The sequence below is a fragment of the Martinezella sp. CNPSo 3964 genome (assembly GCF_057784375.1).
The window spans coordinates 1,240,498-1,261,840 of record NZ_JBXSOW010000001.1 but is presented as its reverse complement, the minus strand read 5'-3'; the positions used below and the strand labels follow the sequence as shown (position 1 = coordinate 1,261,840).

At 61.2% G+C, this 21,343-nt stretch carries 23 protein-coding genes; 16 read left to right on the top strand and 7 right to left on the bottom strand.

What is annotated here, in order from left to right:
* Nucleotides 1–205: 205 nt before the first annotated feature.
* Entirely contained in the window at nucleotides 206–733 is a 528-nt protein-coding gene (locus tag AC13Q5_RS06200; RefSeq protein ID WP_488501111.1) for a gluconokinase, read from the top strand.
* Between the two features lie 9 nt (nucleotides 734–742).
* Here AC13Q5_RS06200 and AC13Q5_RS06195 read toward each other — a convergent pair whose 3' ends face one another.
* From AC13Q5_RS06195 to AC13Q5_RS06185, 3 genes are all read right to left on the bottom strand, one after another.
* Nucleotides 743–1,990 carry an NAD(P)/FAD-dependent oxidoreductase gene (locus tag AC13Q5_RS06195; RefSeq protein ID WP_488501110.1) on the bottom strand — a complete coding sequence of 416 codons (1,248 nt, stop codon included), beginning with the start codon at nucleotides 1,988–1,990 and terminating at the stop codon, nucleotides 743–745.
* Between the two features lie 130 nt (nucleotides 1,991–2,120).
* Nucleotides 2,121–2,606 (bottom strand): isoprenylcysteine carboxyl methyltransferase family protein, encoded by a 486-nt coding sequence (locus tag AC13Q5_RS06190; protein ID WP_488501109.1) that lies wholly within the window; start codon nucleotides 2,604–2,606, stop codon nucleotides 2,121–2,123.
* A complete protein-coding gene (locus tag AC13Q5_RS06185) occupies nucleotides 2,606–3,658 on the bottom strand; it encodes a type III polyketide synthase (protein WP_488501108.1) in 1,053 nt (350 codons plus the stop codon). Before AC13Q5_RS06185 ends, AC13Q5_RS06190 begins: the two co-directional genes overlap by 1 nt.
* Nucleotides 3,659–3,855: 197 nt before the next feature.
* On the opposite strand from AC13Q5_RS06185, the gene AC13Q5_RS06180 reads away from it, so the two are divergent.
* The 5 genes from AC13Q5_RS06180 (at nucleotide 3,856) to AC13Q5_RS06160 (ending at nucleotide 8,349) form a co-directional block, all read left to right on the top strand.
* The gene (locus AC13Q5_RS06180) at nucleotides 3,856–4,398 is read left to right on the top strand and encodes a tetratricopeptide repeat protein (protein WP_075855693.1); all 543 of its coding nucleotides are present in this window, start codon (nucleotides 3,856–3,858) and stop codon (nucleotides 4,396–4,398) included.
* Between the two features lie 59 nt (nucleotides 4,399–4,457).
* Nucleotides 4,458–5,099, top strand: a complete 642-nt coding sequence (locus AC13Q5_RS06175) for an RNA polymerase sigma factor (RefSeq protein WP_488501107.1) — start codon at nucleotides 4,458–4,460, stop codon at nucleotides 5,097–5,099.
* Nucleotides 5,092–5,895, top strand: coding sequence for an anti-sigma factor family protein (locus tag AC13Q5_RS06170; protein ID WP_488501106.1), 804 nt, complete (start codon nucleotides 5,092–5,094; stop codon nucleotides 5,893–5,895). Before AC13Q5_RS06175 ends, AC13Q5_RS06170 begins: the two co-directional genes overlap by 8 nt.
* A gap of 145 nt (nucleotides 5,896–6,040) precedes the next feature.
* Entirely contained in the window at nucleotides 6,041–7,618 is a 1,578-nt protein-coding gene (locus tag AC13Q5_RS06165) for a Ppx/GppA phosphatase family protein (protein ID WP_457880541.1), read from the top strand.
* Nucleotides 7,615–8,349 (top strand): RlmE family RNA methyltransferase, encoded by a 735-nt coding sequence (locus AC13Q5_RS06160; RefSeq protein ID WP_075855690.1) that lies wholly within the window; start codon nucleotides 7,615–7,617, stop codon nucleotides 8,347–8,349. The genes AC13Q5_RS06165 and AC13Q5_RS06160 overlap by 4 nt, the downstream gene beginning before the upstream one ends.
* 80 nt (nucleotides 8,350–8,429) lie before the next feature.
* On the opposite strand, the gene AC13Q5_RS06155 is transcribed toward AC13Q5_RS06160, so the two are convergent.
* On the bottom strand, nucleotides 8,430–9,860 hold the full coding sequence (locus AC13Q5_RS06155) for an MFS transporter (RefSeq protein ID WP_075855689.1): 1,431 nt from the start codon (nucleotides 9,858–9,860) through the stop codon (nucleotides 8,430–8,432).
* Nucleotides 9,861–10,306: 446 nt separating this feature from the next.
* On the opposite strand from AC13Q5_RS06155, the gene AC13Q5_RS06150 reads away from it, so the two are divergent.
* Nucleotides 10,307–11,179 carry an MBL fold metallo-hydrolase gene (locus tag AC13Q5_RS06150; RefSeq protein ID WP_488501105.1) on the top strand — a complete coding sequence of 291 codons (873 nt, stop codon included), beginning with the start codon at nucleotides 10,307–10,309 and terminating at the stop codon, nucleotides 11,177–11,179.
* Between the two features lie 53 nt (nucleotides 11,180–11,232).
* On the opposite strand, the gene plsY is transcribed toward AC13Q5_RS06150, so the two are convergent.
* The gene (gene plsY / locus AC13Q5_RS06145) at nucleotides 11,233–11,898 is read right to left on the bottom strand and encodes a glycerol-3-phosphate 1-O-acyltransferase PlsY (RefSeq protein WP_488501104.1); all 666 of its coding nucleotides are present in this window, start codon (nucleotides 11,896–11,898) and stop codon (nucleotides 11,233–11,235) included.
* Between the two features lie 66 nt (nucleotides 11,899–11,964).
* The gene (locus AC13Q5_RS06140) at nucleotides 11,965–12,333 is read right to left on the bottom strand and encodes an NIPSNAP family protein (protein ID WP_075855686.1); all 369 of its coding nucleotides are present in this window, start codon (nucleotides 12,331–12,333) and stop codon (nucleotides 11,965–11,967) included.
* 74 nt (nucleotides 12,334–12,407) lie between these two features.
* On the opposite strand from AC13Q5_RS06140, the gene AC13Q5_RS06135 reads away from it, so the two are divergent.
* From AC13Q5_RS06135 to AC13Q5_RS06110, 6 genes are all read left to right on the top strand, one after another.
* Nucleotides 12,408–12,596: a hypothetical protein gene (locus tag AC13Q5_RS06135; protein ID WP_488501103.1), complete on the top strand. Its 189-nt coding sequence runs from the start codon at nucleotides 12,408–12,410 to the stop codon at nucleotides 12,594–12,596.
* Nucleotides 12,597–12,804: 208 nt separating this feature from the next.
* Nucleotides 12,805–14,289, top strand: a complete 1,485-nt coding sequence (gene guaB / locus AC13Q5_RS06130) for an IMP dehydrogenase (protein WP_075855685.1) — start codon at nucleotides 12,805–12,807, stop codon at nucleotides 14,287–14,289.
* Between the two features lie 3 nt (nucleotides 14,290–14,292).
* The gene (locus AC13Q5_RS06125) at nucleotides 14,293–14,883 is read left to right on the top strand and encodes a hypothetical protein (protein ID WP_457880535.1); all 591 of its coding nucleotides are present in this window, start codon (nucleotides 14,293–14,295) and stop codon (nucleotides 14,881–14,883) included.
* Nucleotides 14,884–15,033: 150 nt separating this feature from the next.
* Complete coding sequence (locus tag AC13Q5_RS06120) at nucleotides 15,034–15,456, top strand: MAPEG family protein (RefSeq protein WP_075855683.1); 423 nt, start codon at nucleotides 15,034–15,036, stop codon at nucleotides 15,454–15,456.
* Nucleotides 15,457–15,602: 146 nt separating this feature from the next.
* Complete coding sequence (locus AC13Q5_RS06115; RefSeq protein WP_457880534.1) at nucleotides 15,603–16,484, top strand: dienelactone hydrolase family protein; 882 nt, start codon at nucleotides 15,603–15,605, stop codon at nucleotides 16,482–16,484.
* Nucleotides 16,485–16,693: 209 nt separating this feature from the next.
* On the top strand, nucleotides 16,694–17,326 hold the full coding sequence (locus tag AC13Q5_RS06110) for a TetR/AcrR family transcriptional regulator (protein ID WP_075855681.1): 633 nt from the start codon (nucleotides 16,694–16,696) through the stop codon (nucleotides 17,324–17,326).
* Nucleotides 17,327–17,362: 36 nt separating this feature from the next.
* On the opposite strand, the gene AC13Q5_RS06105 is transcribed toward AC13Q5_RS06110, so the two are convergent.
* A complete protein-coding gene (locus AC13Q5_RS06105; protein ID WP_069612360.1) occupies nucleotides 17,363–18,316 on the bottom strand; it encodes a LysR substrate-binding domain-containing protein in 954 nt (317 codons plus the stop codon).
* A 200-nt stretch (nucleotides 18,317–18,516) separates the two neighbouring features.
* Between AC13Q5_RS06105 and AC13Q5_RS06100 the strand changes: the two genes are divergently transcribed.
* The 3 genes from AC13Q5_RS06100 to AC13Q5_RS06090 all read left to right on the top strand — a co-directional run bounded on the left by AC13Q5_RS06100 (nucleotide 18,517) and on the right by AC13Q5_RS06090 (nucleotide 21,337).
* Nucleotides 18,517–18,816: a DUF1127 domain-containing protein gene (locus tag AC13Q5_RS06100; RefSeq protein WP_488501102.1), complete on the top strand. Its 300-nt coding sequence runs from the start codon at nucleotides 18,517–18,519 to the stop codon at nucleotides 18,814–18,816.
* A 191-nt stretch (nucleotides 18,817–19,007) separates the two neighbouring features.
* Complete coding sequence (locus AC13Q5_RS06095; RefSeq protein ID WP_457880532.1) at nucleotides 19,008–19,589, top strand: dienelactone hydrolase family protein; 582 nt, start codon at nucleotides 19,008–19,010, stop codon at nucleotides 19,587–19,589.
* Between the two features lie 149 nt (nucleotides 19,590–19,738).
* Nucleotides 19,739–21,337, top strand: coding sequence for an ABC-F family ATP-binding cassette domain-containing protein (locus tag AC13Q5_RS06090; protein ID WP_488501101.1), 1,599 nt, complete (start codon nucleotides 19,739–19,741; stop codon nucleotides 21,335–21,337).
* The last annotated feature ends 6 nt before the right edge of the window (nucleotides 21,338–21,343 follow it).

Here is a 21,343-nt window from a genome sequence, read left to right as displayed (position 1 = left end):
GCCCTCTCCCCGCATGCGGGGAGAGGGGGCCGGCCTCGCGCAGAATTGGCTCTGTCCTAGCCCTGGACGCTGATTGGCATGCTGGGTCGTTCCCTCGCCCCGTTTACGGGGAGAGGGTTAGGGTGAGGGGCCAGGCACTGAGATGCGTCAGTGGTAGCTTCTGCCTGACTATTCCTATCGGCCATGGTCCAAGGCAGAAAACAGTATGAATGAACAATCCAAGACACCCCTCGCCATCATCGTCATGGGTGTGAGCGGCAGCGGCAAATCCTCGATCGGCGAGGGTGTCGCGGCTCGGCTCGGTGTGCATTTCATCGAAGGTGACGCGCTGCATCCGGCCGCCAATGTCGAGAAGATGAGCAAGGGCATTCCGCTGACCGACGAGGATCGGTGGCCCTGGCTCGAACGGATCGGCCGGGAAATCACCGCAAGCCTTGCCAAGGGCGAGGGGATCGCCGTTTCCTGCTCGGCCCTGAAGCGCGTTTATCGCGAACGCCTGCGGGCATCCGCTGGCGGCCATCTCTATTTCATTTATCTCGATGGCTCGAAGGAGCTGCTGACGAAGCGCATGGGTGAGCGAAAGGGGCATTTCATGCCAGCTTCGCTGCTCGAAAGTCAGTTGCAGACGCTGGAAGTGCCTACGGGCGAACCTGGCGTCGTCACAGTGGGCATCGACGCGACGATCGGGGAGATCGTCGACGCTTCTGTCAAAAGCCTCAAGGCTATCCTCTAAATCATAGGCTTACGGCGCAAACCGGCCCGGAGCATAGGCGGAAATGTCGATGAACGGCGTCTCGCCGGTGATGAGTTCGGCAAGCACGCGGCCGGTCACCGGCCCGAGCGTCAGGCCATGATGGGCATGGCCGAAGGCAAACCAAAGGCCGTTGTGGCGCGGGGCCTTGCCAATGATCGGCATCATGTCAGGGGTGCAGGGGCGCGCACCCATCCAGGGCTCCGGATCGAGCCGTTCGCCAAGCGGGAAAACGGTGCGGGCGACGGCCTCGGCACGGTCGAGCTGCACCGGTGTTTTCGGCGCATCCCGCAGGGCGAATTCGGCGCCGGTGGTCAGCCGAATGCCGCGGCTCATCGGCGCCAGCAGATAGCCGCGTTCGGCATCCAGCGTCCAGTTGTTGAGGACGGCATTGCCCTCGGCGGCATAGTGCATGTGATAGCCGCGCTTGACGCCGAGCGGAAAGGCATAGCCGAAGCGTTTCGTCACGATATCGGCCCAGGGGCCGAGTGCGACGACGACATCCTCCGCCTCGATCGATCCTTCCGCCGTCACCATTCTCCAGGCGGAACCGGCCATGCCGAGCGAGACGGCATCCCCCGTCGTCACGCGGCCGCCGATACTTTCGAAATAGCGGCGATAGGCTGATGTCAGCCCATGCGGGTCCAGCACCGACCAGGGGTCGCGCCAGCGCAATGCCCCGGCGAAGTTGCCTCGGAGATGCGGCTCTGCGGCCGTGATCTCCGCACTGCTCAAGGCGTCGTAACCGATCCCGAATTCGCGACTGAGGCGTTCGGCCTCGGCAAACTCCGCGTCACGCTTCTCGTTCGAACGAAACAGCTCGACCCAGCCGTTCTTGCGAATGAGCTCTTCGGCATGCGAGGCCTCGATGAGGTCGTTGTGTTCGCTGACGGAATGTTCGATCAACGGCGCATAGGCGCGCGAAATCATCTCATGGCGCTTGGTGTTGGAGTTCCACCAATAGCGGGCGAGGAAGGCGATCTGTGCGGGCAGCGCCCGCAAATGGTAATGCGCGTCGATGCGGTTGTTGAAAGCATAGCGCAGCAGCAGGCCGAATTGCTGCGGGAAACCGTAGGGCACCACGCCTTCGCGCTGGATGAGCCCGGCATTGCCAAAGGATGTTCCCTGGCCCGGTGGCTGCCGGTCGACGAGGACAACCTGTCGTCCCCGCCGTTGCAGATGGATTGCCGTAGAAACGCCGACGATGCCTGCGCCGAGAACGATTGCGTCCTTTGTCATCTTACCCTGCTATCCGCATGCTTATTGCATTGCCGCCCGGTCCTTCGACATAGCCGGGACGCGCTCTAAGCATCGAAAATGCCTGCCAAATTTTAGCGGCGCAATGGAAAAGTGCGGATCAGCCCGCACTCTATCTGAGACAGGCATTTTCAGCCCGGATGCGGATGGCGAGAATGATGCCGTTCAACGCTGAGAAGACTGCGGCGTAGAGCGGCATACCGAAGGCAAGCGGCAGCACGGCGATCTCGCCGATGACGACGGCATAATTGGGATGGTTGAGAAAGCGATAGGGGCCAGTGGTCACGAGAGCTGCACCGGGCAAGATGATGATGCGTGTCGTCCAGCGTTCCCTAAGCGTCGCCAGCACCCAGAGACGCAGCCCTTGCAGCAGCATGAACAGCAGAAACCAGCCGGGATCGACCGGCCGGCCGATGGCGAAGAACCACAATCCGATCAACCAGGCGGCATGCATCGCCACCATGAAGGGATAGTGCTCTGGGGCATATTCTCTAGCGCCGCGGGCAAGCAGGGAGGCAGTATTGTGCTGGGCATATATGAGCTCCGCCAGCCGCTGCAGCGTCACGAAGGCAAGAAGCGCGATCGAAGGCCACAGCATCAGGCGACCCTCCTCAGGGTAATGCAGCTTACCGAAAATCCCGGCCCCATGGCGAGGAGCGCGGAGCGCTCCGGCAAGCCGGCTGCAATGGCGCGCTCCAGCACGAACAGCACGGTGGGCGAGGACATGTTGCCGTAGTCGCCGATCACCTCGCGCTCGAGATCGAGCGAACCATCTTCAAGACCGAGCGACTTCTCGAGGGCCGACAGCACCTTGGCGCCGCCCGGATGACAGATGAAGCGGTCGATATCGGAGAGCAACAGCCGGGAGCGCTCCAGAATGCCGGCAACGGCGTTCCTCAGATGCGTCTCGGCAAAGACCGGCAGCGATTGTTCGAGGATGATGCCGAAACCTGTATCATCGATCTTCCAGCCCATGATGCCGAGACTATCGGGGAAGAGATGTTCGCCCGTCGATTCGACCTCCGCAATGCCGCTCTCGCCGGTCCTGAGCACGCAGGCCGCCCCTCCATCTCCGAACAGGGCGGTTGCAATGATATTAGGCCGGGTCAGTTCGTCCAGGCGGAAGGCGAGCGAACAGAGTTCGATCGCAACGAAGAGCACGACGGCTCCCGGCCGGCTTCTGGCCATCTTCGTTGCGACGGCAAGGCCGGATACGCCGGCAGCGCATCCGAGCCCGAAGATCGGCACGCGTTCGATATCCGAGCGGAAGCCCATCTCGCCCGCAAGCCGCGCCTCAAGGCTCGGCGTCGCAAGCCCGGTCGACGATGCAGTGACGATGCAATCGACTTGACTGGCTTCGAGACCGGCACGTTGCAGCGCCGCCGTTGCCGAACGGCGGAAAAGCTCGGAGGCCACCTCCGTATAGGCGGCCATGCGATCCTGCCAGCCATGCGGCTCTTCGAACCAAGACAGCGGCCGCGCCACGTGGCGCTTGCGAATGCCCGTGCTCTCGAACACGCGGGCAAGATATTTGAAGTCCTGAAAGCGGTCCGAGAACAGACGGGCTGCCGTCTCGGCAGCATCGGTCTGGAGGATGATGTTATCCGGCGTCGCGACGGCGAGGCTTAGAAGTTTGACGGTATCGGTCACGAGTTTCTCCTGCGCCCTTGAGGGGCATGTTGCGAAAACACGCGATGGCGACGGTCTATTCGATGCAGGAGCGGTCACAAAAGAGTGACGGCATCCCGACATGGGACGCGCCGAAAAAATTTAGAGCACCGTCCGAATAAAATGTGCAGGTGGTGTGTTCTCTCCTCGCAACGTTCATTTTGCCAAGGAGACAGTCCATGACGACCAAAGCATTTCGCCTCGCTTCCATCGCTCTCGGTGCAAGCCTGACCCTCGGCGCTTTCGCCGTTCCCGTCTTTGCCGCCGGCGACGATTCGAGCACGACGCCGACCTGCAAGAAGGGCGAGATCTACGATCAGAAGGCGAAGAAATGCGTCAAGCAGCAGAGCGCCAACGTCACCGATGAAAACCGCGCCGACTACGCCTATTCGCTCGCCAAGAAGGATCATCGCTACGAGGAAGCTCTGGCGGTTCTGGACACGATGAAGAACTCGAATACGGCTGAGGCCTTGAACTACCGCGGTTATGTCACCCGCAAGCTCGGCCGCACGGATGAGGGTATTTCCTACTACAAGAAGTCCGTCGCCATGGACCCGAAGTACACGCTCGTTCGCGAATATCTCGGCGAAGCCTATGTCATCAAGGGCCAGATGGATCTCGCCAAGGATCAGCTGAGCACGATCAAGACGCTTTGCGGCAATACAAGCTGCGAGGAATACCGTGACCTTCACGCCGCGATCATGAACCCGTCCAGCCTCTAAGGTCGGTCGGGATCGAAGGTGAGGCATAAGCAGGGAGCTTTGCGAGGGATATGGGAGTGATGCCGGTCGCTCGTAGCGCGATTTCTGCTTATAGTCTGATGGCAACGGAGCCGCCGAAAAGGTCGGCGGCTTCCGGATGTGCGAATGCCGCGGAGGATGCCATAGCGAGCGAAGAGCATATCAGGGCAGGCCTGTCCCAGCACCTGACGCGGCTGTGGCGTTACGGCGTCGTGCTGTCGCGCCAGCGCGACGTGGCGGATGATCTCGTGCAGGCGACCTGCGTCAGGGCTTTGGAGCGGGCGGCGCAGTTTACCGCCGGCACGAGGCTCGACCGCTGGCTGTTTGCCATCCTGCATTCGATATGGCTGAACGAGATCCGTTCGCGCCGGGTGCGTATGGGGCAGGGCTTCGTCGATGCCGACGAGTCGCTGGTGTTTGACGGCGCGCGGGAAACCGAAACGCATGTTCTCGCCGGGCAGGTATTGCAGCGCGTGCAAGCCTTGCCGGAGGCGCAGCGCACGGCCGTATTCCTGGCCTATGTCGAAGGGCTTTCCTATCGCGAGGTGGCCGAAGTTCTTGATGTGCCGATCGGAACGGTCATGAGCCGGCTGGCGGCGGCGCGGGCGAAACTCGCTGAAGGCATGGCGGCGGCTGACGGAAAAGCGTCCGGAGGTGGGCGACTGGGGAATGGAAATGACTGAATTGAACAAAGGACAGATGGTCACGGACGAGCAGCTCACCGCCTTCATCGATGGCGAGCTGAATGCTGCCGACCGCAACAGGATCGAGGGGCTGATCGCCAGCGATGAGCGCGTGGCGGAGCGTTTCGATTTCCTGTCGCGCGGCACGCTGCCCTTCACGGATGCGTTTCAGCCGATGCTTGCCGAAGCGCCGGCTGCAAGGCTGGACGCCATGCTTGCCGCCATTCCCTCGACGCAGGAGAGCAACGTCCGCGATGCTCGCATCGGTCGCCGCGGTTTCCTCGCCGCAATGGCCGCAAGCTTCGTCGCCGCCATTGCCGTCGACCGCGCCGTGATCGGCATCGGCCATCGGCTTTCGAAGCCGGACGAGGATGCGGAATGGCGTGCTGTGGTTGCGGAATATCTTTCGCTCTATACGGCTGATACGCTGAGCGCTCCGGCTGGTGATCATGCGCAACAGGTTGCACAATTGAATGAGGTCGGAGCCAAACTGGATCTGCCACTGGCGCCCGAAGCTGTTGCCATGCCTGATGTCGAGTTCAAACGTGCCCAGATCCTGAATTATGACAGCAAGCCGCTCGCACAGATCGCCTATCTCGATCCGGAAAGCGGTCCCATGGCGCTTTGCATCGTCCAATCCACCAAGGGTGTTGCTGCGCCGGACATGGAAAATCGCAAAGGCATGAACGTCGTCTATTGGTCGAGCGCCACCCATGCCTTCATGCTGATCGGCCATGCGCCGATCGACCGGATGCAGCAACTTGCAGCTGATGTCAGGGCGCATCTGATCGCCTGAGGGCTGCTTCGGCCAACGCCAAATTGGCGTAATTCAAAAAGAATTTGGCGAAAACCCATCCTGCTGGTATTCTTTGCCCAACGAAAATCGAACGAGTGCCAGCAGCATGCCTCCAAGGCCTTGCGCGGCGCGGTGGAAAAGATACGTGAGTGACCCCGACAGCGGCCCAGCGCCGCAGGCAGACGGGGCGTCGGCAGCAGAGCGCAGGAAGGGTAAATCCTCCCGGCGCGCGAAGCGCAAGCGCGGTCACGGCCGCCCGAACGCTCATTCTGCGGAGGCCAGCCAGGCAGGCAAGTCCAGCCAGGTGGCGCAACGCCCAGTAGAGGATGAGGCCGGTTCTCCGGCCAGAAAGCGCAAGCGTCGACGTCGTGCGCGCGGCGCAGCTCAAAATGACGGGCAACCTGCTTCCCAGACACAACAGCTTTCGGCACCGGCGGAGCATCGTGCTTCGCCGGATCATGGCCATCCATCTTCGCACAAGAGCGGCAAGAGCCGGCGCAAGCATCGCAGCAAGCGTGGGCTACAAGGTCGACCGCTGGTGCATGAGAAGACGGCGCAGATCGTCGCACCCGCTAATGCGCCTTCGAACGCGCATGCTCCAGCCCATGACGATCACCGCCAGAACCGGCAATCGCAGCCACGGCGTGAAGGCCAGGGGCATCATCATTATGCCGACGCCGATTCCCGTCCGCTCGACCTTTATGCCGCCCTCGACCTCGGCACCAACAATTGCCGCCTGCTGATCGCTCAGCCGACCCGCCCAGGTCAATTCCGCGTCGTCGATGCCTTTTCCCGCATCGTGCGCCTCGGTGAGGGGCTCGGGGCCAGCGGGCGCCTGTCGACCGACGCCATGGATCGCGCCGTGGAAGCGCTGCGCATCTGCGCCGCCAAGCTGAAGACACGCGAAATCCGCCGCATGCGGCTGATTGCGACCGAAGCCTGCCGCGCCGCGGACAATGGTGAAGCGTTCCTTTCGCGCGTCACCGAAGAGACGGGACTGAGGCTGGAGATCATCGACCGCGAGACCGAGGCACGGCTTGCCGTTTCCGGTTGCTCGTCGCTCGTCGGGCCGGAGGCGCGCTCGGTCGTGCTGTTCGATATCGGCGGCGGCTCCTCGGAAATCGCCGTCATCCGTATCGGTGACAACCGCTCCAGCCGACTTGCCAATCACATCACCCATTGGACCTCGCTGCCCGTCGGCGTCGTGACGCTTTCTGAGCGGCATGGCGGACGCGACGTGACGCCCGAGCTGTTCGAGACGATGGTCTGCGAAGTCCAGCGCATGCTCGAGCGTTTCGATTGCCCGCCGGTCCATGGCGCGGCGCGCGATAGTGGGGATTTCCATCTGATCGGCACTTCGGGCACGGTGACGACACTTGCCGGCGTCCATCTCGACCTGCCGCGCTACGATCGTCGCAGGGTCGACGGCGTCTGGCTGTCGGACGATGAAGTGAGTGCGATGCAGGCCAAGCTGTTGTCCTGGGATTTTGCCGGCCGCGCCGCCAATCCCTGCATCGGGCCGGATCGCGCCGATCTGGTGCTGGCGGGATGCGCCATTCTGGAGGCGATCCGCCGCCGTTGGCCGAGCCCGCGCATGCGCGTTGCCGATCGCGGCCTCCGCGAGGGATTGCTGACCGATATGATGGCAGACGATGGCGTCTGGCGGCGGGGCCGCTCGCGCCGGGGTCATCGACCGAGGGATATGAAGGGGCCGCAGACGTGACCAAGCCAACTATCGCCGGCAACCGCACGGGCCGCAAGCTCGGCCAGCGCGTCAAGAAAAAGAAGCTGAAGGCCTCGTCGCGGCAATGGCTGCAGCGGCACATCAACGATCCCTATGTGCAGCGCGCGCAGCTTGAGGGTTATCGCGCCCGCGCCGCTTTCAAGCTGCTGGAAATCGACGAGAAGCATCACATCCTGAAGGGCGCACGCCGGATCATCGATCTGGGTGCGGCACCGGGCAGCTGGTCGCAGATCGCCGCCAAGGTGACGGACTCGACCGAAGAGGATATCCGCGTCGCAGCTATCGACTTTCTCGAAATGGCACCGATCCCGGGTGTCAGCATCCTGCAGCTCGATTTCCTTGATCCGGCCGCGCCGCAGCGGCTGATCGATGCCGTTGGCGGCACGCCGGATCTCGTGATCTCCGATATGGCGGCGCCGACGACGGGCCATCACCGCACCGACCATCTGCGGACCATGCACCTTTGCGAAGTCGCGGCGCATTTCGCGGTCGAAGTTTTGGCCGAGGGTGGGCATTTCCTTGCCAAGACCTTCCAGGGCGGCACAGAGCGCGATCTCCTGACCTTCCTGAAGCAGAATTTCCGTCAGGTCATCCATGTGAAGCCCGGCGCATCGAGAGCCGAGTCGGTGGAAATGTTCCTGCTGGCGAAGGGCTTCAAGGGCCGGAAGCCGGAAGGCGAGACGGAAGAAGACGCCGTCACCGATCGCTAAACCCGGCGATCCTTAATCAATAAATCGACGAAACCTTCGCTATGCCTCGGCTTGGTCGAAGCATAGCGAGGATCATATCATCACTTCGCGGCCGGCTGTTGAACCTGCGGCTGGAGTGCCGCAACGCGCTTGAGGCCGGCCTTGTGGCCGGAGACCATGGCGCCTGCGCTGCGATCCATCCGGATGAACGGAATGGTCGCAACGACGGTCAGGATCGAGATGCAGAAGAAGGCGATATGGAAATCGCGCACCTGCAACTCCGTACCGCTGAAGAAGGTCGAGGCTTCCAGGATCATGGCGGCGACGGCCACGCCGAGCGCCAGACTGATCTGCTGCATGACCGAGCTCATCGATGTCGCCTGGCTTGCCTGCTTGTCGCTGATATCGGCAAAAGCCAGTGCATTGATGCCGGTAAAGAAGAACGAGCGCGAGAAGCCACCGATCAGCAATATGGCCACGATGACGAGATGCGGCGTCCAGGGCTGGAAGAAGCCGGTGCAGATCGTGGTGATGGTGGTGATCGCAGCGGCCGACAACAGCGCCGTCTTGAAGCCGACGGCGGTGAAGACGCGGCGTGCAATGAACTTCGTGGAAATCGCTCCGATGGCGCCGGCAAAGGTGATGAGGCCGGACTGGAACGGATTGAGGCCGAAGCCGAGCTGCAGCATCAGCGGTGTCAGGAAGGGCATAGCGCCGATACAGATGCGAAACAGTGTGCCGCCGGTCACCGAGGCGCGGAAGGTGGCGTTTTTCAACAGCGTGAGGTCGAGGATCGGCGCCGGGTGACGGCGTGCATGGCCGATATAGAGGAAGCCGCAGATAAAGCCGATGACGACGGCAGAGATGCCGATATAGGGCGGCAGCGCCGGCAGGCTGATGACGGACATGCCGAAGACGACGCCGGAGGCCGCGAAGGATGTCAGCAGGAAGCCGATGAAGTCGAGCTTTGGCGGCATGGTCGCTTCCACGTCGGGCAGGAAGATCGATGACAGGATGACGCCGAGGATGCCGACGGGAACGTTGATGAGGAAGATCCAGTGCCAGGAGGCATAGGTGGTGATGAAACCGCCGAGCGGCGGGCCGGCGAGCGGACCGACAAGTGCAGGAATGGAGAGCAGCGCCATGGCCGAAACCAGATCGCTCTTCTGTGTGGTGCGCACCAGCACGAGGCGTCCGACCGGCGTCATCATCGAGCCGCCGACGCCCTGCAGGAAGCGAGCAAAGACGAATTCCAGGAGGCCGCCGGAGGCCGCGCACATGATGGAGCCGATGACGAAGATGCAGATGGCGATGCGAAAGATGTTCTTCGCGCCGAAGCGATCGGCCATCCAGCCGCTGATCGGGATGAAGACGGCGAGCGACACCATGTAGGAGGTCAGTGCCAGCTTGAGTGTGATCGGGCCGACATGGAGATCATTGGCGATGGCCGGCAGCGCTGTCGCGATGACGGTGGAATCCATCTGTTCCATGAAAAGGGCTACGGCGAGGATCAACGGAACGATGCGATTCATAGGCATCTGCCTTGATGGGTCGGTCTTCGGGAAGGCTGCCGCCCACTGAATAATTCCTCAAATCGGAATCGATTTGAGGAATTATTCAGCAGACTGAAAGTGCTACAGCGACCATTGCGCGTCACATGTGGCGCACGGCGCTGCAGGGCGATCAGCCGCTCTGTAGTCCTATGCGAGGCAGCTGCCAATCCCGGATTTTGCTCCATCAAGGCTTGGGGATCACGTCTTCGTGATATCCACTGCCACACGGGGTGGAATGCAGGATTTGACATATGCTAAGAGCATGGAAATGCTAAACGCATAAAACGTCGTCCGGTCTATTAGCGGATTTGGATTGTCTTGTCATGACCAAAATTCCGGTCGAGGACGATGACCTTCCGGGCCGTTGCCGCCGGCGATGCCGATAGGCGCAGCTTACGCTGCGCATCAACACAAGGAGTGAGTTCATGACTGCCGTCCTGCCCCCGGATACGCACCGGTTCAAATTGGGATCCTGCACCATCACCGTCGTCAAGGACGGCGCCAACGTCATGGATAACCCTTGGGAGACCTTCGGCTCGAACCAGACGCCGGACACCGTTCGCAAACTGCTGGAGCAGAATTTCCTGCCAACGGAAAAGTTCGTCAACAGCTATACGCCGGCCATCATCGATAACGGCTCCGACGTGATCGTCGTCGATACGGGCTTTGGTGCGGCTGGCCGTGCCCGTGGTCTCGGCCGTTTCCGCGAGGGGCTGAAGGCTGCCGGCTATACGCCGGAGCAGGTGACCGTCGTCGCCCTGACGCATCTGCATGGCGATCACATCAACGGACTGATGGAGGACGGCGCCCCGGCCTTTCCGAACGCTCGCTATGTCGCCGGCGAGATCGAGTACGGGTTCTGGACTGACAAGGCGCGCGAGGGAACGCCGGCGGAAGGCGGTCACAAGGCCGTGCTCGCCAATGTCGTACCTTTCGCCGAAAAGATGACCTTCCTTAGGGATGGCGACCGGATCGTCAGCGGCATGACTGCCATGCTGGCTCCGGGCCACACGCCCGGCCATCTCGTCTTTCATCTCGAATCCGCCGGCAGGCAGCTGGTCATGACCGGCGACACCGCCAACCATTATGTCCTGTCGCTCGGCCGTCCGGATTGGGAAGTTCGCTTCGATGCGGACAAGGCACAGGCCGCCAAGACCCGCCGCCGCATCTTCGACATGATCGCCGCCGATCGCATTCCTTTCCTCGGCTTCCACATGCCTTTCCCCGCCATCGGCTTCGTCGAAAAGCAGCCGGAAGGCTTCCGCTACATTCCGAAAACCTATCAGCTCGACATTTGAGATAAGCTAGCCACGGCAAACGGGATCGCCCGCGCTGGATGTGCGATCCTGTTTCAGTTCTGGACCACGGCACTTCGCCCGAGGCGAGGCTCCGTTCCTGCCAGCAGCCGTTGTATGTTGGCCCGATGGCGTATGATCACATAAAGGCCGCCTGCAATCACCAGCAGCCGATAGGGCAACGGCTGGTCAAAGCTGCAGATGAGCGCAATCGCCGTCAAGGCCGCGAGGATCGAACCAAGGGAGACAATCCGAAAAACAGCCAGCACGAGGCCAAAAACCGCCAGAGCGGCTAGACCCGTTGCCCAGGATATCGCCAGCAGCAGACCGAGCCCGGTCGCGACTGACTTGCCGCCCTTGAAGTTCAACCAAATCGGGCGGCTATGCCCCAGCAGCACAGCAAATCCTGCCAGACAAACAGCCCAGGGAACCCAATTTTGCTGATTCTGCAGATCAAGCACGGTTGGCAGTGTTTGTAGCCAAGCATAGAACCAACGGGCGAAGACGATGGCCGCGGCACCTTTCAGCACATCGACCAGGAGCACCACCAAGGCCGGCCATTTCCCAAGGATCCGCAATACGTTCGTCGCGCCGGTCGATCTGGAACCGTGCTCACGGATATCGATGCCCTTGAGCAGTCTCCCCGCCAGGTAGCCCGTGGGTATGGAGCCGAAGAAATAGGCAATCGCCAATCCAACGGCACTTGCTATCCAGAAACCCATGAGTGTCATCTCTGTCTAAGTTTTTGCCCATCGTCGATCACGAGCAGAAGCGGTCCTATGCTGGTGTCAGTTTGCTCGTAGCACCGGCTGCAAGAAAGTGCGCTCGTAGCTAATGAATGGCGGATTTTTGCCGAAGCGTTCGTTCGCGGCAATTCCGTCCGGATCGGCTGCAACACGCTTGCGGTATTGCAAGTAGCTTGTCTCATCCGGAAATGTGAATAGTGCGACGGCGACGTCGTCGGGTCCTTCCTCAGCCATGCCCGGAAAGCTCACTCCGGCCTCTGCCGGCTTGTCTCTGGGTATGAAATAGCCGTGATGTGTTCCGCCATGACGTTCGATGAGCTGAATCCAAATCCGACTGTAAGCTTCAAATTCCGAAATTCTGTGATGATCGATGCGGTAGCGAACTTCGCACGTAACCGGGCTTTTGAGCATTGAAAGGTCATCTCTTTAGGTCACAAGCAGGCACCAGGATTCCTGCGTCCAATCGACCGTGAATACCTTATGCCATGGCGCACCTTTCTGGAATAGACCGCCCGCAATTGCTGCTCCTGCCGGAAGCGGCCGGCGATTACGTGGGGCCGGACAATCCGGTCCACTTCATCAAGGCATTTGTCGATGGCCTCGATCTCAATACCGCCGGCTTCGTGCGGGTGGTGGCAAAGACGCCGGCAGGCTGGGCTTTTGCATGTGTTTGACAACACCCCGCATGAAAATCTCTGAACATTGCAGCCGAATCCCGCATTGATGCCCATGATCGGCATATCTGCCCGTCGCTTTTTGCTATTCCCTTCCTGTCATAGACGTGTTACCAGCCCTCGCCAACTTCCAAGCAACACTTGCAAGATCGCCCGGTAGACGATTCGTTCCGGGCTTTCCTGTTTTTCACAGACGAAGGAATTGGCCATGGCACGCATTATTGAAACGTCAACCGGGTTGGATGCTCTGACATTCGACGACGTGCTCCTGCAGCCGGGACACTCCGAGGTCATGCCGGGCCAGACGAATATCGCCACCCGCATCGCCCAGGACATCGAGCTCAACCTGCCGATCCTCTCTGCCGCCATGGATACGGTTACGGAAAGCCGCCTTGCGATCGCCATGGCCCAGGCCGGCGGCATGGGCGTTATCCACCGCAATCTGACGCCGGTGCAGCAGGCCGAAGAGGTCCGCCAGGTCAAGAAGTTCGAAAGCGGTATGGTGGTCAATCCGGTTACCATCGGCCCGGACGCCACGCTTGCCGAAGCGCTCGCCCTGATGAAGGCGCATGGCATTTCCGGCATCCCGGTCGTTGAAAAGTCACATCGTCTCGTCGGCATCCTCACCAATCGCGACGTCCGCTTCGCTTCCGACCCCTCTCAGAAAATCTATGAGCTGATGACCCGAGAAAATCTGGTCACGGTCGCGGAAAGCGTCCAGCAGCAGGAAGCCAAGCGCCTGCTCCACAAGCATCGCATCGAAAAGCTGCTCGTCGTCGATGGCGACAGCCGTCTGGTCGGTTTGATCACCGTCAAGGATATCGAGAAGTCGCAGCTGAATCCGAACGCTTCCAAGGACGCCCAGGGCCGCCTGCGCGCCGCCGCCGCCATCAGCGTCGGCGATGACGGTTTCGAACGCGCCGAGCGCCTGATCGACGCCGGCGTCGACCTTCTGGTCGTCGATACCGCCCACGGTCACTCCCAGCGTGTTCTCGATGCCGTCACCCGCGTCAAGAAGCTGTCAAACTCGGTCCGCATCATGGCCGGCAATGTCGCCACCTATGACGGCACGCGGGCGCTGATCGATGCCGGCGCTGATGCGGTCAAGGTCGGTATCGGCCCTGGCTCCATCTGCACGACGCGCATCGTCGCTGGCGTCGGCGTGCCGCAGCTCGCCGCCATCATGTCGGCTGTACAGGCAGCGCAGGATCAGAACATCCCGGTCATCGCCGATGGCGGCATCAAGTTCTCCGGCGATCTGGCAAAGGCGATCGCCGCCGGCGCTTCCGCCGCCATGATCGGCTCGCTGCTCGCCGGCACGGATGAAAGCCCGGGCGAGGTCTATCTCTATCAGGGCCGTTCCTTCAAGGCCTATCGCGGCATGGGTTCTGTCGGCGCCATGGCGCGCGGCTCGGCCGACCGCTACTTCCAGGCCGAGGTCCGCGACACCCTGAAGCTCGTGCCGGAAGGCATCGAAGGCCAGGTTCCCTACAAGGGCTCGGTCTCCGGCGTGCTGCATCAGCTCGCAGGCGGCCTCAAGGCGGCCATGGGCTATGTCGGCGGCTCCGACCTCAAGGATTTTCAGGAGCGCGCGACCTTCGTGCGCATCTCCGGCGCGGGCCTGCGTGAAAGCCATGCGCACGACGTCACGATCACCCGCGAGAGCCCGAACTATCCGGGCGCAGGCGGCTGATTGATGACTGATCGCGCTTCGGGCAACGCCAGATCCTTGCAGGGTCTGGCGGCGATCCTTGCAGCTCTTTCCCTGGCACTTTTCGCCTGGATACAGGCCGGCTTCGTCCGGGCATTCAGCGATACCGCAGCCGGCCAGTCGATGCTCGATGCGCGCATCGGCGGCTATGAGAGCGAAGACGTCATCGCCATGCTGCGCTATCTCAAGGATCATCCCGATCCGGCTGCGATCCTGCATTCCATGTATCTCGGGCCTGAACTGATCTTCCCGCTGGTGTTGGGTGGGTTGCTGTTCTGCCTGATGCGGCTGGTTGGCCCCGGCGGCTTTTTCTTCGGCCGGCCGATCCCGCCTGGCGCCACCGCAGTCATTTTCTGCCTGCCGATCTTCTATACGATTGTCGACTATGCCGAGAACATCGCCGGGCTGATGCTCTATCCGCCGGCAATGCCTTCCGATGCCACGGTATCGCTGCTTGCGAGCCTGCTGCCCATCATCGTGCGGCTGAAATTCCTGACGCTGGTTGTGACAGTTATTCTACTGGCCCGTTTCGCGATTTTTCGCTACCTCTCGCCGGACGGCACCAGATCGTCCTGATCGACTACAGCGCCGCGCGTCATGCGTGACGCGCAAAGGTCGCTGTAGGATTTTAGATCTACTGTATAGCTTTGTCCCTAAATCGATTCCGATTTAGGGACAAAGCTATACAGTGGTTCGGCTTTCGGAAATTCCAAAGGAGTTGGCGGCGTGACAGGCTACGAAATGTTCTGGCCCATGGTGGCGCATGCGGTACTGGTCTTCATTCTCTACGCACTCCTCGGATGGCGTCGCCGTGTTCTCGTCAAGGCCGACCGCATCCAGCCCGCGCAATTCCGCGAGAACCATGCAGCCAACGAACCGGCCGAAAGCCTGGTGGTACGAAACAGCATCGCCAATCAGTTCGAAATCCCCTTGCTCTTCCACGTCTGCTGCATCGTGCTCTACACCACCCAGGCGGATAATCTGCCAGCCGTCATCCTCGCCTGGATTTTTGTTGTCACGCGCTATGCCCATGCCTACGTGCACGTCACCAGCAATAATCTGCGCTATCGCAGTCCGCTCTTTGCTCTTGGTTTTGCGGCTCTCGTCTGCATGTGGGGTTGGCTCGGCATCTGGCTCGCCTTTTCCTGACGCTGCCCGCGTTACCGCAAGTAGCAACTTGCGGTAACGCGTTTGTGTTTTTCCTTTACCGCTACGCCGATATCGGCTGACCTATCTTGTCAGCGGGTGGCTGGTCATTTGTTGCCTGCTGCCGGGGAAACAGGGAGAACAGGACCATGAGCACGGAAAAACCCGTTGTGACGCAGGCGATGATCAACGCCTATGACGAATACACGCATCTGACACTCGATCGTCGGAGTTTCATGGAAAAGCTGACGAAGCTCGCAGGCTCGGCGGGCGCCGCCGCCGCCATCGCGCCGCTGCTCGCCGCCAACAAGGCAAGCGCCGAGGTCATTGCCGCCGATGACAGCAGGCTCGACGCAAAGGATGTGGCGTTCGCTGGCAGCAAGGGCGAGATGAAGGGGTATCTCGCCCGCCCGAAAGATGCTGCCGGCAAGCTCGGCGGCGTCATCGTCATCCACGAGAATCGCGGCCTCAATCCGCATATCCGCGATGTCGCCCGCCGCATGGCGCTGGAGGGCTTCGTGGCGCTGGCGCCGGACTTCCTCTCTCCGCTCGGCGGCACGCCTAGCGACGAGGACAAGGCGCGCGATATGTTCACCAATCTCGATCCGGCGCTAACGGCAGAAAATGCCGAGGCGAGCCTGAGCTATCTCGCGAAGACGGATGGTACTAACGGCCATGTTGGCGCCGTGGGCTTTTGCTGGGGCGGCGGCCTCGTCAATCGTTTCGCGACGATCTCGCCGGAGCTGAAGGCGGGCGTCGCCTATTATGGTGCGCAGCCGCCGGCAGGCGACGTGCCGAAGATCAAGGCTGCCCTGCTGTTGCACTATGCCGGCCTGGACGATCGCATCAATGCCGGCATCGATGCCTATCGCAAGGAGCTGCAGGCAGGCGGCAAGACCTTCGAGATCTTCGTCTATGACGGCGTCAACCATGCTTTCAACAATGACACTTCGGCTGCCCGATACGACAAGAAGGCTGCTGATCTCGCCTGGGGCAGAACGGTCGAATTTCTGAAAAAATACGTGTCTTAGAACGGCACAAATTGCTGACGCCGGCGCGTCGGCCAAAGGTTGGTTACGAGGCCGAAACCATGTTTTGGCCCCGTTTCCAGGAGCTGGACCGCAGCTCCTAAGTGATGATTAAAATTGAGCTTTTCCCGTTTACGCGCATTGAACGCGTCTGGTGTCATAGCGTCTGCGCGCTTGAGCGCCGTTCAGTATGATAATGAAACGGGTAAAGAATGAAGCCGAATAAGCCTGACCGCGTCACGTTCCGCAAAAGACCCCAGCAGGAACGAAGTATCCAGCGCGTCGACGCCATCCTGTCGGTTGCGGCCGCGCTGATTGCCGAGAAGGGCGTCAGCGCCATGAAGATGACCGAACTGGCTGCGGTTGCGACTGTCCCGATCGGTTCCGTCTATCAGTATTTCCCGGACAAGGCGGCGATCGTCAGGGCCTTGCTCGACCGGCACTCCAGCCGCATCCAGCAAAAGGTCAGCGAGGCCTTTGCCACTGTTACATCGCTCGATCATGCCATCGAGCTGGTCTGCACCATGATCGATTGGTATTATCGCGAGTATCGGAGTGATCCCGCCTATCTCGGCGTCTGGCTCGGCACGGATATCGACAGGGACATCCTCCAGCTCAACATGCAGCATAGCAACCGTGTCGCCGAAATCTTCCTGGAGAGCATTCGGCCTTTCCTGCCGGCAGAAAGCCGCATCGACCTTGAGGCGCGCACCCAGCTGTTCAGCCATTTGATTGGCGCTTCCGTCCGCTTTGCCATCATGAGCGACGATGAGATGGCAAAGCGCATGCTGCACGAATGGAAACAGGTGATCCGCGCTACCCTGCTGGTGGAGCCGGCGCCGTAACGATCGCCGAAGGTAACCGGCTGGTGCGCTTCGAACTCACCAGCCCGGCAGAATATGCCCGGCACGCAGCCGCGGATAGAAGCGCGTATAGGTTTTCACCTCGCCATCGAGATCGTCATCCACGGCAGCTGGCGTGATGTTGTCCAAGCAGGCCGAGATGTGGGCGGTGATGGCATTCATCAGCGACACGGAAAGTCCGGCCCGCTTCATGATGCCGATCTGCACCGGCGGCAGCGGCGGAAAGCCGTCCGCCTGGGTCAGCACCTTCATGCCGGTGCGCAGCGCCGATTCCGGCATGACCGAAACCGCCATGCCGGCAAGCACGGCAGCGGCAACGACGGTGCAGGACCAACTGGTGAACAGGATCTGATAGTCGCGGCCGCCGGCATCGAGCGCCGAGCAGGCAAGCTGGCGCCACTGACAATCGCGTCGGCCGACGGCGAGCGGAATGGGCGCATCGTCGCGCAGCGGATGGTTGGCCGAGCCGACCCAGCAGAGCGGCTCCGTGCGCACCACGTCAGACATGCGTTCGCGCGGATTGTGGGTAACAAGCGCGATATCGAGCTCGCCGCGATGCATGCGCTCTGCAAGATCGACCGAGGGCTCGCAGACGATATAGAGCTCGACATTCGGATGCGTCTTGGCGAAGCGGCCAATGATCTCGGGCATGTAACGGTCGGCATAATCGTCCGGCGTGCCGATGCGCAGCGTGCCTTCGAGCCGATTGTCGTCGAAGGCGGCGATGGCCTCGTTGTTCAGGCGGATGATGCGGCGGGCATAGTTCAGCAGCTTGTCGCCTTCCGCCGTCAGGCGGTTGCCACGGCCATCCTTGATGAAGAGCTGCTTGCCGACGCGCTCTTCCAGCCGACGCATCTGCATGGAAACGGCCGATTGCGTCTTGAACACGCGGTCGGCGGCCTTGGTGAAGCTGCCGGAATCCACGATTGCGATGAAGGTCTGCAACTGATCGATATCAAGCGGCGCGGACATGGGCTCACCTATAAAGGAGTTTGATAGTTATCATTAGAAACATTCGTTGGACTGATCAATAGGGCTTTGGCATCTTCTGAATGCAATTCAGCATACCAATCGAACAGAGACACCTGTCGAACTCCTCCCGGCCTACGCCCCTTTTCCGGATCATCGGAAAGGGGCTCGGCTCGCGTGTGCCCAAGGAAAGGAATACGGAAATGCGCACGACAGATCGGACCCTTGACCTCGGCCTGGCAACGCCATCGCTGTCGCTGACGGCACGCATGACGCTTGCCATCGCCAATCTCGCTTCCGTCTGGCGCGCACTCCGAAATCGCCAGGAGATCCACTATCTCAATGAGCTTGACGACAGCCAGCTGCGCGACATCGGCCTCACCCGGCAGGATGTGAGCTGCGCGCTGACCACCTCGACCTTCTTCGAGGATCCGTCCAGCCATCTGACCAATTCCGCGCGTCGCCGCACGCGCCTCTCCGCCTGCAGCAGCATTAGAGGCTGATGACGGACAATAGTTTCCCCGCAGGGTGATAGCCAATAAGCCCTGCCTCTTTCCCGGTGTTCGGCCCAAGGGCCAACACCGGGTTTTTTCTTTCTGGAGATCGTGTTTCCTCCATAGATCATGCGCGGGCAAGTTGCCTCCGGCGGCAACGGCCTTATCTTATCGTCAGATGCGGCAACGGGGATTTGGCGATGGCAACGGTAATCTTCTTCCACTCCGTCTATGGTCTGCGCTCGCTTGAGCATGAGGCGGTCGAGCGCGCGCAGGCGGCGGGACACAAGGCTTTCGCGCCGGATCTCTATGACGGGCTGATCGCTCGGTCGATCGAAGAGGGTTTCGAATTCAAGGACGAGATCGGCTGGCAGACGATCTGCGAGCGTGCGGAATGGGCGCTGGCCGGCCTGCCTGCCTCGACCGTGCTTGCCGGTTTCTCTATGGGCGCTGCCGTCGCTGCGAGCCTTTGGCCGAAGAGGGAGAAAGCCGCCGGCATCCTGTTCCTGCATGGCATTGCCTCCATCGCCGACAATGCGCGCAAGGGTCTGCCCTTGCAGCTTCATCTGGCCGATCCCGATCCGTTCGAACCAGAGGAAGATGTTGCCAGCTGGCGGCAGGCCGTCGCCAAATCCGGCGTTGCTGCAGAGATCTTCCGGTATCCGGGCGGTGGCGGCCATCTCTATACCGATGCCAGCCTGCCCGATTATGATGCGAAGGCTGCCGATCTCACCTGGAAGCGGGTGCTCAGCTTCCTTGATGCCATTGATGCCGGCGCGTGAAATGCCTGCATCTCTACTCGCAGGACTTGAACTCAAGCCGCTGCCCGTCTAGTTTATGGGCATCGTTGATACCAACAGGATGTGTGCAGCAATGGATTCCACCTCGACCGCAATGCCGTTCAGCCTTGCCATCGGGGAAATTTTTGCTCATGCCCATATCCATCGTTCTATCCAATCTTTCGTGGTCCACGCCTGACGGCCGGCCGCTTCTTTCCCATCTCGATCTGAGTTTCGGCGCCGAGCGCACCGGCCTTGTCGGCCGCAACGGCGTCGGCAAGACGACGCTCATCAGGCTCGTCTCCGGCGAGCTGCAGCCGCAATCCGGCAGCATCTCCTTCAATGGGCGATTGGGGATCCTGCGCCAGAGCGTGCAGGTCGAAGCGGACGAAACCGTTGCCGATCTCTTCGGCGCGAGCCAAGCCCTTGCCGTGCTGAAACGGGCGGAAGCCGGCGAGGCGACCAATGACGAACTCGCCTCGGCAGACTGGACGCTCGAGGTGCGCATCGCCGCAGCCCTTGATCGCGTCGGGCTTGACGTCACCCCGGAAACGCCTCTCGTCACCCTGTCTGGCGGCCAACGCACCCGCTGTGGTCTTGCCGCACTCATTGTCGACGATCCCGATTTCCTGATCCTCGACGAACCCACCAACAATCTCGATCGTGAAGGCCGCACTGCGGTGATCGATCTGCTCGCAGGCTGGAGGGCAGGTGCCATTGTGATCAGCCACGACCGCCAATTGCTCGATACTATGGATGCGATCGTCGAGCTGACATCGCTTGGCGCATTGCGCTACGGCGGCAACTGGAGCCAGTATCGTGAACGCAAGGCGCTGGAGCTCTCCGCCGCCGAGCATGACTTCGCCGAGGCGGAGAAGCGTGTCGCCGAGGTAGAAAGAAGCGCGCAGGCGGCCGTCGAGCGGCAGGCGAGGCGGGACAAAGCAGGCCGGAAGATGGCGGCCAAGGGCGGCATCCCGCGCATCATGCTCGGCGGCCTGAAGGAGCGGGCCGAGATGACGAGCGCGGAGAATACGCGACTTGCCGAACGGCGTCGTGGCCAGGCCCTGCAGGATGCTGCTGCCGCCCGCGAAAAGATCGAGATCCTGCAACCCCTGACCGTCAAGCTGCCGACATCGGGATTGCCGGCAAACAGGATCGTCCTCAAGATGGAGGGCATCAGCGCCGGTTACGAGCCCGAACGGCCGATCCTGCGCGATTTCGATTTCATCATCACGGGCCCGGCACGCGTCGCCGTCACCGGCCCGAACGGTTCGGGCAAGACGACGCTGCTGGCGCTGATATCAGGCGCTTTGCAGCCCTGGAGCGGGACGGTGCGGGTCGTCCATTCCGCCCTGCTGGATCAACGAGTGAGCCTCCTAGATCCTTCGCTTTCGATCCGCGATAATTTTCGCCGGATCAATCCGGATGCGGACGAGAATGCCTGCCGGGCTGCGCTGGCGCGTTTCATGTTCCGGGCCGATGCGGCCTTGCAGATCGTCTCCAGCCTCAGCGGTGGCCAGCTTTTACGCGCCGGACTCGCCTGCGTGCTCGGCGGCTCGGTACCGCCGTCACTGTTTGTTCTCGATGAACCCACCAACCATCTAGATATCGATTCCATTGCGGCGGTCGAAGCAGGACTGCGAGCCTATGACGGCGCACTTCTGGTCGTTAGCCACGATGAAGTGTTTCTGGAGAATATCGGTATAGAGAGACGGCTCGAGCTGCCCGCCCGAGCCGTTTCGGATCGGTGACCAGCC

Bases quoted from the DNA above. Each gene is read 5' to 3' on its own strand.
- AC13Q5_RS06140 (WP_075855686.1), bottom strand. From the start codon at position 12,333: ATGCTCAAAAGCCCGGTTACGTGCGAAGTTCGCTACCGCATCGATCAT.
- AC13Q5_RS06180 (WP_075855693.1), top strand. From the start codon at position 3,856: ATGACGACCAAAGCATTTCGCCTCGCTTCCATCGCTCTCGGTGCAAGC.
- guaB (WP_075855685.1), top strand. From the start codon at position 12,805: ATGGCACGCATTATTGAAACGTCAACCGGGTTGGATGCTCTGACATTC.
- AC13Q5_RS06135 (WP_488501103.1), top strand. From the start codon at position 12,408: ATGGCGCACCTTTCTGGAATAGACCGCCCGCAATTGCTGCTCCTGCCG.
- AC13Q5_RS06170 (WP_488501106.1), top strand. From the start codon at position 5,092: ATGACTGAATTGAACAAAGGACAGATGGTCACGGACGAGCAGCTCACC.
- AC13Q5_RS06200 (WP_488501111.1), top strand. From the start codon at position 206: ATGAATGAACAATCCAAGACACCCCTCGCCATCATCGTCATGGGTGTG.
- AC13Q5_RS06100 (WP_488501102.1), top strand. From the start codon at position 18,517: ATGCGCACGACAGATCGGACCCTTGACCTCGGCCTGGCAACGCCATCG.
- AC13Q5_RS06105 (WP_069612360.1), bottom strand. From the start codon at position 18,316: ATGTCCGCGCCGCTTGATATCGATCAGTTGCAGACCTTCATCGCAATC.
- AC13Q5_RS06155 (WP_075855689.1), bottom strand. From the start codon at position 9,860: ATGAATCGCATCGTTCCGTTGATCCTCGCCGTAGCCCTTTTCATGGAA.
- AC13Q5_RS06175 (WP_488501107.1), top strand. From the start codon at position 4,458: ATGCCGGTCGCTCGTAGCGCGATTTCTGCTTATAGTCTGATGGCAACG.
- AC13Q5_RS06110 (WP_075855681.1), top strand. From the start codon at position 16,694: ATGAAGCCGAATAAGCCTGACCGCGTCACGTTCCGCAAAAGACCCCAG.
- AC13Q5_RS06195 (WP_488501110.1), bottom strand. From the start codon at position 1,990: ATGACAAAGGACGCAATCGTTCTCGGCGCAGGCATCGTCGGCGTTTCT.
- plsY (WP_488501104.1), bottom strand. From the start codon at position 11,898: ATGGGTTTCTGGATAGCAAGTGCCGTTGGATTGGCGATTGCCTATTTC.
- AC13Q5_RS06095 (WP_457880532.1), top strand. From the start codon at position 19,008: ATGGCAACGGTAATCTTCTTCCACTCCGTCTATGGTCTGCGCTCGCTT.
- AC13Q5_RS06190 (WP_488501109.1), bottom strand. From the start codon at position 2,606: ATGCTGTGGCCTTCGATCGCGCTTCTTGCCTTCGTGACGCTGCAGCGG.
- AC13Q5_RS06150 (WP_488501105.1), top strand. From the start codon at position 10,307: ATGACTGCCGTCCTGCCCCCGGATACGCACCGGTTCAAATTGGGATCC.
- AC13Q5_RS06090 (WP_488501101.1), top strand. From the start codon at position 19,739: ATGCCCATATCCATCGTTCTATCCAATCTTTCGTGGTCCACGCCTGAC.
- AC13Q5_RS06125 (WP_457880535.1), top strand. From the start codon at position 14,293: ATGACTGATCGCGCTTCGGGCAACGCCAGATCCTTGCAGGGTCTGGCG.
- AC13Q5_RS06115 (WP_457880534.1), top strand. From the start codon at position 15,603: ATGAGCACGGAAAAACCCGTTGTGACGCAGGCGATGATCAACGCCTAT.